Origin of the sequence: Pseudomonas sp. 22085, assembly GCF_052045815.1 — a bacterium.
In the GTDB taxonomy this organism is placed as follows: domain Bacteria; phylum Pseudomonadota; class Gammaproteobacteria; order Pseudomonadales; family Pseudomonadaceae; genus Aquipseudomonas; species Aquipseudomonas glycinae.
Map to the genome: position 1 here is coordinate 31,745 of NZ_JBQEQA010000012.1, position 14,099 is coordinate 45,843.

Consider the following 14,099-nt stretch of genomic DNA (forward strand, 5'->3'; position numbering starts at 1 on the left):
AACCGCCGGGATACATCCGCCGCGCAGCCTTGGCCCTGGTTTCAACGTCCTTCGACGTTGAGTGAAAGCAACGTGACGTCCGCGCTCCTGCCACCCGAAAGGCAGCAGGACCGGTCGTCCCTATGACAGGGCAGAACATTATGAAAGCAGTGGTTATCCAGGCCTTTGGCGGGCCTGAAGTCTTGACGGTGCAGGACATTCAACTGGCAGAACCGGGGCCCGGACAAGTCCTGGTCAAGGTCATGGCGGCGGGTATCAATTTCATGGACACCGGTGCCCGACGCGGGCTCGGCGCTGCCTGGGAGCTACCGCTGACGCTGGGTGCAGAAGGCGCCGGCGTCGTCCTGGCCAGCGGCCCGCAGGTGACGGAGTTCGCTGTCGGTGACCGCGTGGCCTGGCATTACGTGCCGGGCAGCTACGCCGAACAGGTGATCGCCCCGGTCAGCCAGTTGGTGCCGTTGCCGGACGATATCGACTTCAGCACCGCTGCCAGCCTGATGATGCAGGGCCTGACCGCCAGCAATCTGGTGGACAAGGTGCATGCGATCCAGCCGGGTGACGTGGCCTTCGTGCACGCGGCGGCCGGGGGCGTGGGGCTGATGCTGACTCAGTTGATCAAGTTGCGGGGCGGCAAGGTCATTGGCCGGGTGTCTCACGCCGACAAGGTGGAAGCGGTGCTCGCGGCCGGGGCTGACTATGTCGTGATCGGGCGAGCGCAAAACATTGCCGGACAGGTCATGCGCCTGACCGAGGGGCAGCGGGTGAATGTGGTGTACGACGGCACGGGCGCGGAAGGTTTCGCCGACTCGCTGGAGCTGTTGGACTACTTCGGCACCCTGGCCTTGTACGGACCGTTCATGAATCCGACACCGCCGATCGATATCTTCAGCATGCCGCGCAGCATCAAGCTGACGTATCCCTCGGTCATGCACTACGTGCGCGATCGCGAGGTGCTGCTGGAAAAATCCCGGCAACTGTTCGCGTGGGTCAGCACCGGCAAACTGAGAACCTTCATCGGCAAACGTTATTCACTGGACGAGGTGCAACAGGCCCATGGCGATATCGAGTCGCGCAACACGACGGGCAAGCTGATCATCGTCCCTTAGTGCCACGCCAGATCAGCAGGGCCGCCAACACCTGGCTACCGGCGAAAAACGTGAACAGGTGTTGTGCGGTCCATCCGGCATCCAGCAGAAAACCGGCGACCAGCGGCGAAATGATCGCCCCCAGACGCCCCATCCCCAGCACCACGCCGACACCGGTCGTACGAACCGAGGTGCAGAACGCTTGAGGAGCCAGGACATACAGGGCGGCGACTGCACCGTTGAGCATCAGGCCGAGCGTAACCGCCACGAGCGCAGCCACACCGGGTACGTGAGAGGCCGGCACCATCAGGGGCAGCAGGGCGGCATTGAGCAGCAGAAACCCCGACAACAATCGCCGGCAGCCGAAACGATTGGCCGCCAGTCCCAGCAACAGCGCGCCGAGCATACCTCCAGAAGCCAACAGCACCCCGATACGTGCGCCTTGCCGATCAGTAAAGCCGTTGTGGACCAGCAGGCTCGGGGTCCAGCTCATGACGAAGTAAAAGCAGAACATCAACAGAAAGAGTGCCAGTGCCAGCGATGTGGTCTGTTGCCACTGACCGGGCGAAAACGGTCGGCTGGCGTTGTCAGGCGACGCAGGAGCGACAGGCGCGCGGTGTTCGAGTGCCAGAAATGACGGCGACTCTCGCAGCCAAAAGACGCCGACCAGCGCTGCCGCCAGCGTGATGCAGCCACCGGCAAGAAAGACATACCGCCAGCCCATCAAATCATTCAGTAAATGAGCCAGCACCCCGCCGAGGCTGGCGCCCATCGCAAAGGCGAGAGATTGCAACGCGATCGCCAGATTGCGCCGCTGCGGGCTGGCGTGTTCGAACGTCAGCACGTTCGCCCCCACCAGCACCGCCCCAGTGCCGATGCCGGTCAGTAGTCGCAAAAGCATCAACACGTGATGATCCGGGCTCCAGAACGACAGCAACATGCTCAGGCCGCTGAGCAGCAGGCCGGCGAGCAATAAAGGCCTGCGCCCGAAACGGTCGGCCCTGGGCGCGGCCAGCAGCGAGCCGAGCGCCATTCCGACCAGACTTGCGCTCAACAACAGGCCCAGTTGCGCGCCGCTCAACGCCCACTCGGCTGCAACCCGGCTGGCGGTGAAGGCCATGGCCATCACGTCCAGCCCGTCGATCACGTTGAACAGCATGCACAGCCCGATCACCCACCACTGCGAAGTGGTCGATGGCGTACTGCTCAGGCGTTCGAGCGCTGTTTCCCCACGCATCCGCGATCCTTGTTCCGCTCTGTGATTCAAATGGGTCTTTTCCCCGCCGCATTCTGCCCGTTAAGCGCTGCTGAATTCGAGCGCGATTTTGTGCGCCAGGCCTGCGCGTCATACCAAGGTATCGACCGACACCATCGTGTAATCGCCCCGGTGCCAGCGCAGTGGTCTGATCCGATTGGCGATGCCTTTCGAATAATGACTACAAGGAGATCCATCATGGTTGCGGTTTCGTCCGGTCTTACCTGGCGCCATTGCCTGGCGTCATCCATCAGGGGCGGCGTGCTCGGCGTTGCCGTACTCGCTGGCAGCAGCGGCGCCTGGGCCGCGACCCCGGCCGCGGATCCGGCGCAAGCCATTCGCCCGTACACCATTCATGTGGACGAAGCGAAATTGAGCGATCTGCGCAAACGCATCGCCGACACTCGCTGGCCGGACAAGGAAACGGTCGGCGACGTGTCCCAGGGAGTGCAACTGGCGCAGGTCCAGGCGTTGGTGAAGTATTGGGGCGACGGCTACGACTGGCGCAAGGCCGAAGCGAAGCTCAACGCGTTGCCGGAGTTCGTGACCACTATCGACGGCGTCGACATCCAGTTCATCCACGTGCGTTCGCGCAATCCCAACGCCATGCCGCTGATCCTCACCCACGGCTGGCCGGGTTCGCAGTTCGAATTCCTCAAGACCATCGGCCCACTGACCGATCCGGTGGCCTATGGCGGCAAGGTCGAGGACTCGTTCGATGTGGTGATCCCGTCGATTCCCGGCCATGGTTTCTCCGGCAAACCGACCGAGCTCGGCTGGGGCCCTGACCGGGTGGCGAAGGCCTGGGATGTGTTGATGAAACGTCTGGGTTACAGCCATTACGTGTCCCAAGGCGGCGATCATGGATCGGTGATATCCGATGCGCTGGGTCGCCTGGCGCCGCCCGGTTTGCTGGGCATCCACCTGAACATGCCGGCAACCGTGCCGCCGGAACTGGTCAAACCGATCAACAGCGGCGACCCGGCCCCGGCAGGGCTGACCGCGCCGGAGGTGACGGCCTTCAACTCGCTCAGCCAGTTCTTCGGCCGCAACGCTGCCTACGGCGCGATGATGGTGACCCGACCGCAGACCATCGGTTATCTGCTGGCCGACTCGCCCGCCGGTACGGCCGCGTGGATGTATGAAAAATTCGCCGCGTGGACCGACAGCAACGGTCAGCCCGAGAAGGTCCTGAGCCGCGATGAAATGCTCGATGACATCAGCCTGTACTGGCTGACCGACAGCGGGGCGTCGTCCTCCCGTTTCTACTGGGAGAACAACAACAATAACTTCAGCGCCGCCGCGCAGAAGACTGCCGACATCAAGGTGCCGGTGGCGATCACTGTGTTCCCGCACGAAATCTACCGGGCGCCGAAAGTCTGGTCGCAGCGCGCCTATCCGTCGCTGGCCTACTTCAGTGAAGTCAGCAAGGGCGGTCACTTCGCGGCATGGGAGCAACCGCAACTGTTCAGCGAAGAACTGCGCGAAGCCTTCCGGCCACTGCGCGCGGCCGCGCAGAAAACCGCTGCTCAGGCAGCGCGCTAGCCCTGCAATCCGCAAGCCCTTTAACCCCAAGCCCGGAACCGCCGCCCGGCGGTTCACGAGGGAGACCCGGCATGACTGACTCTAACGCTGTAACCCCATCCCGGCGCGTGCTCGCCGGTTCGATCCTGGCGCTTGCGCTGGGCATCGCCTCGGCATACGCCAGCGCCGCCGAAGTGCCCGCCGGCAAGATCGACGCCATTACCGCCGGCACCCACGTTTCGTTCGGCGCGCTGAAACACGTCAAGGCCGGACTGCTGGACGTGTCCTACGCCGAAGTCGGTCCCGCCGACGGTCCGGTGGTCATCCTGCTGCACGGCTGGCCCTACGATATTCACAGCTACACCGATGTCGCCCCGGCGCTGGCGCAGAAGGGCTATCGGGTGCTGATTCCCTACGCGCGCGGTTATGGCGACACGCGTTTCCTGTCTGCCAAAACCGTGCGCAACGGCCAGCCGGCGGCGCTGGCCAAAGATCTGATCGACTTCATGGACGCCCTGAAAATCAAGCAGGCCGTGCTCGGTGGCTACGACTGGGGCGCGCGCACCGCCGACATCGTCGCGGCGCTCTGGCCCGAGCGGGTGAAGGCACTGGTGGCGGTGAGTGGTTACCTGATCGGCAGCCAGGACGCCGGCAAGACGCCGCTGCCGCCGGCGGCGGAGTTGCAGTGGTGGTATCAGTTCTACTTTGCGACCGAACGTGGTCGTCTGGGCTACGAAAAGAACACCCACGACTTCGCCAAACTGATCTGGCAGCTGGCCTCGCCGAAGTGGACCTTCGACGACGCGACCTACGACCGCAGCGCCGCCGCGTTGCAGAACCCGGATCACGTCGCCGTGTCGATCTTCAACTACCGCTGGCGCCTGGGACTGATCAAAGGGGAAGCGCAATACGATCCGCTGGAGAAAAAACTGGCGACGTTCCCTTCCATCGGTGTACCGACCATCACTCTGGAAGGCGACGCCAATGGCGCGCCGCACCCACCGGCCGAGGCCTACGCCAAACGCTTCACCGGCAAGTACGAACATCGGCTGATCAGCGGCGGCATCGGCCACAACCTGCCGCAGGAAGCGCCGCAGGCGTTCGCTCAGGCGGTGATCGATGCCGATCATCTTTGACTGCTGGCCTGAGGGGATCCGACCATGAAACTCAACCATTGGGCCGTGCTGCCAGCGGCCATTGCGCTCGCGGCACTGGCGGCCACCGGTGTCGCGTTGGGCGAGGCCGATGACGGCGATGCCTCGCCGATCTACGGCGTGAAACTGCCGAAAAACTATCGCCAGTGGGCGCTGATTGCCCCGGCCCAGGAAGCCGCGCCGCTGGATGAACTGCGCGCGGTGCTGGGCAATGACCGGGCGATCAAGGCTTACCAGAGCAAGACGCTGCCGTTTCCCGACGGCACGGTGCTGGTGAAGCTGGCGTGGAAACACGTGCAGTCGCCGGAGTTCGAACCGGCCTCGATTCCGGGAGCGGCCACCACCGTTCAGGTGATGGTCAAGGACTCGCGCAAATACGCCTCGACCGGTGGCTGGGGATTCGGCCGATTCATCAACGGCAAACCCGCTGATGAAGCCCAGCACCAGACCTGCTTTGCCTGCCATCAGGCGCGGGTGCAGAACCACGATTTTGTCTTCACTCGATACGCTCCCTGAATCCGTCATACGAGGAACATCCAGATGAAAAAAACACTGATTGCACTGAGCATCGCTGCGGGCCTGTGCCTGGGCGCCAATGCCTTCGCCCAAACCGCCAAACCCACGGTGGTGCTGGTGCACGGCGCGTTTGCCGACGCGTCGAGCTGGAACGGCGTGGCGAAGATTCTCGAGAAGGATGGCTACACGGTGATCGCCGCCGCCAATCCGCTGCGCGGCGTCAAGAGCGATGGCGCAGCGGTATCGGCGTTGCTCAGCAGCATCCAGTCGCCGGTGGTGCTGGTCGGTCATTCCTATGGCGGCAACGTCATCAGTGATGCGGCCAACGATCATGCCAATGTCAAAGCGCTGGTCTACGTCAGCGCGTTTGCCCCCGAGGCCGGTGAAACCGTCGCCGGGCTGGCCGGCAAGTTTCCCGGCAGCACCCTCGGGCCAACACTGGCGCCACCCGTTGCGCTGGCCGATGGCGGCAAGGACTTGTACATCCAGCAGAGCAAGTTCCATGACCAGTTCGCCGCCGATGTCCCGGCTGCACAAGCGGCGCTGATGGCGGCTACTCAACGTCCGGTCACCGAAGCCGCGCTGAACGAGCAGGCCGGCACGCCGGCCTGGAAGCACATTCCGTCGTGGTACATCTACGGGGACAAGGACAAGAACATCCCGCCCCAGGCGATGGCGTTCATGGCCAAGCGTGCGGATGCCAAGGCGGTTGAGGTGGTCAAGGGCGCGTCGCACGTGGTGATGGTGTCGAACCCGGCACCCGTGGCCCGGCTGATTGAGAAAGCCGCGGCGGCCAACTGAAAGCCTGCGACGTGCCGAGGCGCGTCGCAGGGCTGTCACCTCCCGCTCAGGCAACGGACACCTGCGGCGATCCAGCCGGTGCCAGCCTGAGCAGGGGGGTGATGCCGAGCATCAACAGCAGTACCGCGAACAGCAAGGTGTACGCCGGGCCATAGTCTCCGGCGTATTCACGCAGGGCACCGAACAACAGCGGCCCGAGCGCGGCGATCAGGTAACCGATGAACAACATGAACACCGTCCACAATCCGGCCTGTTCGCTGGTGCTGGCGTGATCCAGCGGCAAGGTCATGGCCACGGTGAAGCCCATGCCCAGGCCGATGGCCGCGAGTACCACATACAGCATCGGCCAGTACGCCGGCAGGAACGCCATGCCGCCCACCCCGAGCAGGGCCAGCAACCCCGACAGCCCGAGCAGACCGCGCCGGTCGTGGGCCTTGCCCGGAATCAGTCCCGCCCCCACGCTGGCCACGGCGAACACCGCGGTAAAAATGCCCAGCAGGACGCCCGGGGAAACACTCGACGTGGCCGCTTCCACCGAGGCGGGCGCCATCCAGGCGAAGAGGGCATAGACCACGAATTGCCCGGCACCGAAATTCAACGCGATCAGCCAGGCCTGCGGATTGCCCCAGGGCAGGCGTTTGCTCGGGCTAGATGGCGATTTCACGGTGGGCGCCGGTGTCGCAAAACGCCGTGCCATCCACACCCAACTGGCGATGGCGGTGAGGCACAGCACGCTCCAGACTCCGGCGCTGACTCGCCAGTCCTGCGCCAGCTCGGCAATCGGCGCGCTGAGCACCGCCGCGAGGGTCGCGCCCAGACTCAAGCCGCCGGCATAGATGCCCATGAACAGCGCCGGCCGTTGCGCAAAGTGAGTCTTGATCCACGCGCCGGTCATCGCGCCGGCAACCGCAATGCCGATGCTGGCAAAGAACGTACTGCCGAGCAGGAAGAATGCATTCGGCGAGATCGCCCGCAACAAGGTGGAAGCGCCCAACAACGTCAGGGCGACCACCACACTGCGATCGATCCCGAAGCGCCTGGCCAGGCTCGGAACCACCAGCGCGAACACACCCATGCACACGTCGGGAATCGAAGTCAGCAGCGCGGCCTGGGTGTAGCTCAACTGGAAGTGCTGCTGGATCAGCAACAGAATCGGCCCCACCGAAATGATCGGCGGACGCAGGGCGATGGACAGGATCAGCAGGCCGATCACCGCCGTGACGCTCTGCTGGTGACCGGAGAGATTGCGGGTGATTGCCATGGGAAAGGCCTCATTGATGAACAATGAGCGCAAGGCTAACAATGGGCCGGTAATGGCAAATGCCAGGGTTTGTCGCCAAAGTGACAATCGCCGCTTTAACACGATCAAGGTCTGTTTTCAGGAGAAAACACTCGATGAAACAAGAGGTGCGCAAGGTCGTCGCAAAGCGAGAATCCGCGCCGCGCAGCGAACGTTATCCCGACTATCAGGATGTGCCGAGGGTGATGACCGTACTGGTGCGCGATCAGGCCACCGGCGAATACAACGAGCCGCACGTGCATCGGCACGGGCAGTTGCTGTATGCCTCGAACGGCGTGATGCGGGTGGTCACCGAACGCGGGTTGTGGATCCTGCCACCGAAGCGGGCGCTGTGGATTCCGCCCGGAATGATCCACGACCAGTTGATGCTCAGCGCGGTCAAGATGCGTTCGATCTACATCGAACCGCAGGTTTGCGCAGGGCTGGGCCCTCACTGCAAAGTGCTGGAGATCCCCGGACTGCTGCGCGAGTTGATTCTGGCCCTGGCCGAGCAGCCGATCGAATACCCACAGGAAGGCCGCAACGCGCACATCGTGGCGTTGATACTCAGTGAGTTGCAGGCAACCCGGACGCTGCCGATCGAAGTGCCATGGCCGCTCGACCGGCGACTGGTCACGGTGTGCGAGGCGATTCTGCAGGACCCCGGACAAGACCATTCGATCGGCTATTGGGCAGACCGGGTCGGCGCCAGTTCGCGCACGCTGATACGCCTGTTCGTCAATGAAACCGGCCTGAATTTCCGCCACTGGCTGCAGCAGGTGCGGCTGGCGACCGCCATCGACCGGCTCGACAAGGGGCAATCCGTCGGGGTGATTGCCCGGGATCTGGGTTACGCCAGCCAGAGTGCCTTCAGTGCCATGTTCAGACGGGTGATGGGCGAATCGCCTCGTGAATTTCTCGTCCGCGACTAGGGCGTTCAGGCGATTCCGATACCTTTGTATTCTGTCGTCGAAGGGAGGCGGGTGGTATCAATGACGCTGCTGTTGCAGGTGCACTGAACACCCACCCGCGTTCCGCGAGGAACCTTCGAAGAGTGAGAATCCTGATGCTTTTATACCTATCGACCTGGTCCGAAATCGCCCAATTTCTCGAACGCAGCCGCACCATCGTCATCCCGATCGGTTCCAACGAACAGCACGGGCCGACCGGCCTGCTGGGCACCGACTGGATGTGCCCGGAAATCATCGCCCATGAAGCGCAGAAAAGCGCCGACATCCTGATCGCCCCGACCTTCAACATCGGCATGGCGCAGCATCACCTCGGTTTCCCCGGCACCATCTCGCTCCGGCCTTCGACCTTCATCGCCGCCATCGCCGACTGGACCCGCTCGCTGGCCGCCCACGGCTTTGAAAAGATCTTTTTCCTCAATGGCCACGGCGGCAACATCGCGTCAATCGAAGCGGCGTTTTCGGAGCTGTACGCCGAAGCGAGTTTCGCCCGACGCAAGGCCGGGTTCGCCCTGAAGCTGTGCAACTGGTGGGATCTGGAAGGGGTCAACGAGCTGGCGCGTGAGCAGTTCCCGACCGGCCATGGCATTCATGCGACCCCTTCGGAAATCGCCGTGACCCAGTGGGCCTACCCCGATTCCATCAAGTCGGCGGACTACTCGCCGCAGATCGCCAATTGGGGGCCGATCCGGGAAGCCGCGGATTTCCGCGCCCGTCACCCAGACGGCCGCATGGGCTCGGACCCGGCCCAGGCTTCGCCGGAAAAAGGCCGGCAACTGGTGGAAATGGCCGCTCGCGGTCTGGTGCAGGAGGTGCAAGCCTTCAGCCGCGAATCATTGCCCGACTGAGCCGTCGCCCTGACTAACGCCCGGATTTTCCGGGCGTTGCTGTTTCAACCCTTGGGAAAATCGCTATGTGGACTATCAAGCACAGCTACATCGAGGGTGCGTTCGTGCCCGTTCAGGGCCGTGAAACGATCGAATGCATCAACCCGGCGACGGAGTCCGTCATCGGAACGGTCACCCTGGCCAATCGCGAGGATGCCAGGCAAGCCATCGCCGCCGCCAAGCGTGCGCAAATCACAATGGGCCGGACCTCGAAAGCCGAGCGCATCGACATGCTCAGGCGCCTGCAGGCGGCGGTGCTGGAGAGCACCGAAGAGATACGCGACACCGCCATCGAGGAATACGGCGCACCGTTGGCACGTGCGCAATGGGTCAGCCAGTACGCTTCGCAGTCCTTTGCCAATGCGGCGCAGGTGCTGGAGAACTACGAGCTGGTCCGGCCTGTGGGCCGTGCAAGCGTCGTGATGGAACCGGTTGGGGTATCGGCATTGTTCGCGCCCTGGAACAGCACCGCCGGTACGGTGTGCAGCAAACTGGCGGCGGCGATTGCTGGCGGCTGCGCCTCGATCATCAAGCCGAGCGAACTCAGCCCGTTGCAGACCCAGGTGCTCGCGCTCGCCTTGCACCGTGCGGAACTGCCAAACGGGGTGATCAATATTGTCTCGGGCCGTGGCGGCGAAGTGGGCGACGAGATCAGCACCAGCCCGCACATTGCGAAGATTTCGTTCACCGGTTCCACTGCCACCGGAAAACTCATTGCCCGCGCGGGTATCGAGACCATGAAGCGGGTGAGCCTGTCGCTCACCGGCAAGTCGGCGTCCATCGTGCTCGACGACGCGGATCTCGACGCGGCCATCCCCATGGCGCTGAATGCCGCCTTCATGAACAACGGTCAGGCCTGTGTCGCCGGCACGCGGCTGTTGGTGCCGCGCGCGTTCCTGCCGCAGGTGATCGAGCGGGTAAGAGCCTTGGTCGACGCCATAGTGGTCGGTAATCCCCATGATCCGGCGACGGCCATCGGCCCGTTGGTCAACCAGGCGCAGTTTGATCGCGTGCAGGGCTTTATCCGGCGCGGGCTGGAGCAGGGCGCGCGATTGATCGTCGGCGGGGAGGGCCGGCCTGCCGGGCTGAGCCAGGGCTATTTCGTGAAGCCCACGGTGTTTGCCGACGTCAGCAACGACATGGACATCGCCCGGGAGGAGATTTTCGGCCCGGTGCTGTCGATCATCGCCTACGACGACGAGGAAGACGCCATCCGCCTGGCCAATGCCAGCGTCTACGGTTTGCAGGCCTATGTGTTTACCCGTGAGGTCGAACGTGGCCGACGCATCGCTGCGCGGCTGGAGGCCGGTTCGGTGTTGATCAACCGGATCGCACCGGAGCTGCTGGCGCCTTTTGGCGGGGTCAAACAGTCGGGGATCGGCAGGGAATTTGGCGTGTCCGGGCTGGAGGCGTTTCTTGAAGCGAAAAGCATCGTAGAGGACTGACGACGACAGCAGGGCAAACAGGATCAATCCTGCTTGCCCTGCTCAAGTCATTGCGGATCAGCCCAGTGCTTCGATGGCCTGTGCAACACCCGCACCGTACGCCGGATCGGCACGGGTGCAGTTATCGATGTGGCGTTGCCGGGTCTGGGCACTGGCGCCATGGATCGAGCGCGCGGTGTTCTCGAACAAGACCTGTTGCTGGGCGGGGGACATGACTCGGAACAGCGCGCCCGGTTGCGAGAAGTAGTCGTCGTCCTCGCGGTGATTCCAGTGCCCGGCGCTGCCTTTGAGGGCCAGCGGTGGTTCGCTGAAATCCGGTTGCTCGGCCCACTGGCCATAGCTGTTGGGCTCGTAGCCGATTGTGCTGCCCGCGTTCGCATCGGTGCGCATCTGGCCGTCACGGTGATAGCTGTTGACCGGGCAGCGCGGCGCGTTCACCGGGATCTGGTGATGATTGACGCCGACGCGATAGCGCTGCGCATCACCATAGGAGAACAGGCGGGCCTGGAGCATTTTGTCCGGTGAGAAGCTGATGCCGGGCACCACGTTGGCCGGGTTGAAGGCCGCCTGTTCGACGTCGGCGAAGTAGTTGTCCGGGTTGCGGTTGAGTTCGAGCACGCCGACTTCGATCAGCGGGTAATCCGCGTGGGGCCAGACTTTGGTCAGGTCGAACGGGTTGATTGGGTAGGTCTCGGCGTCCAGCTCCGGCATCACTTGCACGTAGAGCTTCCATTGCGGGAAGTGCCCTTCCTCGATGGCGTTGTACAGATCGCGCTGGGCGCTTTCGCGGTCATCGCCGATCAGCGTCGCGGCCTGTTGATCGGTCAGGTTCTCGATGCCTTGTTGGGTCTTCCAGGTGAACTTCACCCAGAAACGCTCGTTCGCCGGGCTGATGAAACTGAAGGTGTGGCTGCCGAAACCGTGCATGTGGCGGTAGGTGCGCGGCAGGCCACGATCGCTCATGACAATCGTGACCTGATGCAGCGCTTCCGGCAGCAAGGTCCAGAAATCCCAGTTGTTGCGCGCGCTGCGCATATTGGTGCGCGGGTCGCGTTTGACCGCATGGTTGAGGTCGGGGAATTTCAAAGGATCGCGCAGAAAGAACACCGGCGTGTTGTTGCCCACCAGATCCCAGTTGCCTTGCTCGGTATAGAACTTGATGGCGAATCCGCGGATGTCACGCTCGGCATCCGCCGCGCCACGCTCACCGGCCACGGTCGAGAAACGGACGAACACATCGGTGGTCTTGCCCACGCTGGAAAACAGCCTGGCCTTGGTGAAACGGGTGATGTCGTGGGTCACGGTGAAGGTGCCGAACGCGCCGGAACCCTTGGCGTGCATGCGCCGCTCGGGGATGACTTCCCGATCGAAGTGCGCCAGTTTTTCCAGTAACCAGACGTCCTGTAACAGCATCGGGCCTCTCGGGCCGGCGGTCTGTACGTTGTTGTTATCAACCACGGGCGCGCCCGCGGCAGTCGTCAGCTTGTTCATGCGCAACTCCTGGCTTTTGTCGGTTTCCCGTCATCACATCAAAAGCCCCGGGCGCGATCTATTGCACCATGGTGTCGCCGGATCGTACGAAGGTGTGGTTGGAAGACGCTGTGTTTTGGTGTCGGCGGGGGCTGGTCAGGCGAGGATGATGCTGACCTTGATGTTGTTGCGCGTGGCCTTGGAGTAGGGGCAGTTCTGGTGTGCTGCGTCGATCAGTTGCTGCGCCACTTGCGGTTCGATGTCCGGGAGTGACACTGCCAGTTTCGCTTGCAGGAAGAACCCGTGCTCGCCGTGGACCAGGTCGATTTGAGCATCCACCCCGGCCATGGCCGGAAAAACGATCTTGCGCGCATTGCAGGCGTGGCGCAGCGAGCCGAGGAAACAGGCTGACCAGCACACGGCGAACAATTGCTCGGGGTTGGTTCCGGTGCCGGGCGCACCCGGTGGCGACAGCTTGAGATCCAGTCGGCCATCGTGACTGCGTCCTGTGCCCTCGCGGCCGCCAGTGGTGCAGGTGTGCGCGGAGTAGAGGGTTTTTTCGATATCGATCATGGGCATTCCCTGAAGGGCATTTCACAGCGTGGAGGGCGGTTCATGTGGCCCGCGTGGGTTCATGACATTCGCGTGCAGATGCACCCGCCAGCGCGTCGGCCACGGCGTCAGTACCGCGATGGTCCAGGTTGTTGAGCAGGGTCGCGCGGGCGATCTCGATCAGCCAGGCGCGAAACGGAAAGCTCGGGTCATGGGCGGCCTGTTCCTGATAAAGCGTCCTGAAGGCCTGCTGAACGAGGCCGCCGGTGTCTTCACGACGGATCCGCCCGGCTTGCACCTGACCTTCGTAAAAGGCGATGAGCAACGGCGTCACCGTCGCGAACAGCTGTTGTGCTTCACTTCGGCCATGGCGGACGGCGCCCGCGACCAAGGCATACAGTTCGTCGTTGCCGAGCCGGTCGGCCTCGCACAGGCAATTGTGGCGATAACCTTCAGCCATGGTCGAATCCCTCGCAAAACCATCGTTCGACTGAGCGCCGCGACCGAAAAGGTTCGCAGGTGGCCTGGCGTTCAGCGGTGAGATTCAAGCCTGCCTTCACCGCTGAATGACTGCCAGTTATGCGTTGTTAGCGCTTGTTAGCGCCCGGAAACTGCGGTGACTATTGCGCTGGCCAGTCGGCATTTTGCGCGGGTTTTCGACGATCGGCGCCTGCCAGGAACAGAGGCTGGATTCTCGGCATTAATGACATCTCTGTCCCTTTGCCATCGTCTCGATCAGGTAGGAAACGTCCGATATTTATTTCGCAAATTTCCTACATTTTGTTTGCCTCCCTAACAAAAAACGTGGTTATTATCCGCCGGCGCTTCGGGTCACAAACCCGGCGCCAGAAGATTGCCGCGTGTCTACAGGCCCGGCAGTCGCAGCCGATCGGGACCACCCTGGCGCTGTCATCCCCGCGCAGGTTGTTCCTCGTCGTTGACCCTCAAATGGAAGTCGAGGTTTCAATTGGTCACGCGGTTTGCAATCGACGATGCAATGAACGGGGCGACCCCTGTCGCCAATGATCCGGCCCACTTTCCATCTGCCTGCGCCGACCGCGCTGCGGTGTTCTTCTCCAGCCTGTCTCCCCCCGAGTTTCTGCGTGTGCCCGCGTTCAACGTGAGTCTGCACGCGCGCGCCGCGCCATCCTCCTGAATTCGAA

General features: G+C 63.0%; 13 protein-coding genes. 8 read left to right on the forward strand and 5 right to left on the reverse strand.

All coding sequences use genetic code 11. The features are described 5' to 3' along the window. The first annotated feature begins 140 nt into the window (after positions 1–140). Entirely contained in the window at positions 141–1,106 is a 966-nt protein-coding gene (locus tag ACTJK7_RS16170) for a quinone oxidoreductase family protein (protein ID WP_440780572.1), read from the forward strand. Here the strand turns inward: ACTJK7_RS16170 and ACTJK7_RS16175 are convergent. Continuing rightward, positions 1,093–2,322, reverse strand: coding sequence for an MFS transporter (locus tag ACTJK7_RS16175; protein ID WP_108561366.1), 1,230 nt, complete (start codon positions 2,320–2,322; stop codon positions 1,093–1,095). The two genes, ACTJK7_RS16170 and ACTJK7_RS16175, sit on opposite strands and share 14 nt — an antisense overlap. A gap of 216 nt (positions 2,323–2,538) precedes the next feature. On the opposite strand from ACTJK7_RS16175, the gene ACTJK7_RS16180 reads away from it, so the two are divergent. The 4 genes from ACTJK7_RS16180 to ACTJK7_RS16195 all read left to right on the forward strand — a co-directional run bounded on the left by ACTJK7_RS16180 (position 2,539) and on the right by ACTJK7_RS16195 (position 6,335). Continuing rightward, positions 2,539–3,885, forward strand: a complete 1,347-nt coding sequence (locus tag ACTJK7_RS16180; protein WP_323162409.1) for an epoxide hydrolase family protein — start codon at positions 2,539–2,541, stop codon at positions 3,883–3,885. Positions 3,886–3,956: 71 nt separating this feature from the next. Beyond that, positions 3,957–5,000, forward strand: coding sequence for an alpha/beta fold hydrolase (locus tag ACTJK7_RS16185; protein WP_323151371.1), 1,044 nt, complete (start codon positions 3,957–3,959; stop codon positions 4,998–5,000). 24 nt (positions 5,001–5,024) lie between these two features. Next, positions 5,025–5,534, forward strand: a complete 510-nt coding sequence (locus ACTJK7_RS16190) for a cytochrome P460 family protein (protein WP_007958539.1) — start codon at positions 5,025–5,027, stop codon at positions 5,532–5,534. Positions 5,535–5,558: 24 nt separating this feature from the next. Beyond that, positions 5,559–6,335, forward strand: coding sequence for an alpha/beta fold hydrolase (locus ACTJK7_RS16195; protein ID WP_064382021.1), 777 nt, complete (start codon positions 5,559–5,561; stop codon positions 6,333–6,335). Positions 6,336–6,381: 46 nt separating this feature from the next. Here the strand turns inward: ACTJK7_RS16195 and ACTJK7_RS16200 are convergent, their stop codons facing one another. Beyond that, positions 6,382–7,596, reverse strand: coding sequence for an MFS transporter (locus ACTJK7_RS16200; protein ID WP_323162408.1), 1,215 nt, complete (start codon positions 7,594–7,596; stop codon positions 6,382–6,384). Positions 7,597–7,730: 134 nt separating this feature from the next. Between ACTJK7_RS16200 and ACTJK7_RS16205 the strand changes: the two genes are divergently transcribed. From ACTJK7_RS16205 to ACTJK7_RS16215, 3 genes are all read left to right on the forward strand, one after another. Continuing rightward, positions 7,731–8,546: an AraC family transcriptional regulator gene (locus tag ACTJK7_RS16205; protein ID WP_323151369.1), complete on the forward strand. Its 816-nt coding sequence runs from the start codon at positions 7,731–7,733 to the stop codon at positions 8,544–8,546. Between the two features lie 134 nt (positions 8,547–8,680). Next, positions 8,681–9,430: a creatininase family protein gene (locus ACTJK7_RS16210; RefSeq protein ID WP_011333687.1), complete on the forward strand. Its 750-nt coding sequence runs from the start codon at positions 8,681–8,683 to the stop codon at positions 9,428–9,430. Between the two features lie 65 nt (positions 9,431–9,495). Continuing rightward, positions 9,496–10,914, forward strand: coding sequence for an aldehyde dehydrogenase family protein (locus ACTJK7_RS16215; RefSeq protein ID WP_440780570.1), 1,419 nt, complete (start codon positions 9,496–9,498; stop codon positions 10,912–10,914). Between the two features lie 57 nt (positions 10,915–10,971). Here ACTJK7_RS16215 and ACTJK7_RS16220 read toward each other — a convergent pair whose 3' ends face one another. The 3 genes from ACTJK7_RS16220 to ACTJK7_RS16230 all read right to left on the reverse strand — a co-directional run bounded on the left by ACTJK7_RS16220 (position 10,972) and on the right by ACTJK7_RS16230 (position 13,396). Further along, positions 10,972–12,405, reverse strand: a complete 1,434-nt coding sequence (locus tag ACTJK7_RS16220) for a catalase (RefSeq protein ID WP_108561386.1) — start codon at positions 12,403–12,405, stop codon at positions 10,972–10,974. A gap of 135 nt (positions 12,406–12,540) precedes the next feature. Then, positions 12,541–12,957 carry an organic hydroperoxide resistance protein gene (locus tag ACTJK7_RS16225; RefSeq protein WP_064382016.1) on the reverse strand — a complete coding sequence of 139 codons (417 nt, stop codon included), beginning with the start codon at positions 12,955–12,957 and terminating at the stop codon, positions 12,541–12,543. 40 nt (positions 12,958–12,997) lie between these two features. Beyond that, on the reverse strand, positions 12,998–13,396 hold the full coding sequence (locus ACTJK7_RS16230) for a hypothetical protein (RefSeq protein WP_064382015.1): 399 nt from the start codon (positions 13,394–13,396) through the stop codon (positions 12,998–13,000). Positions 13,397–14,099 lie beyond the last annotated feature (703 nt).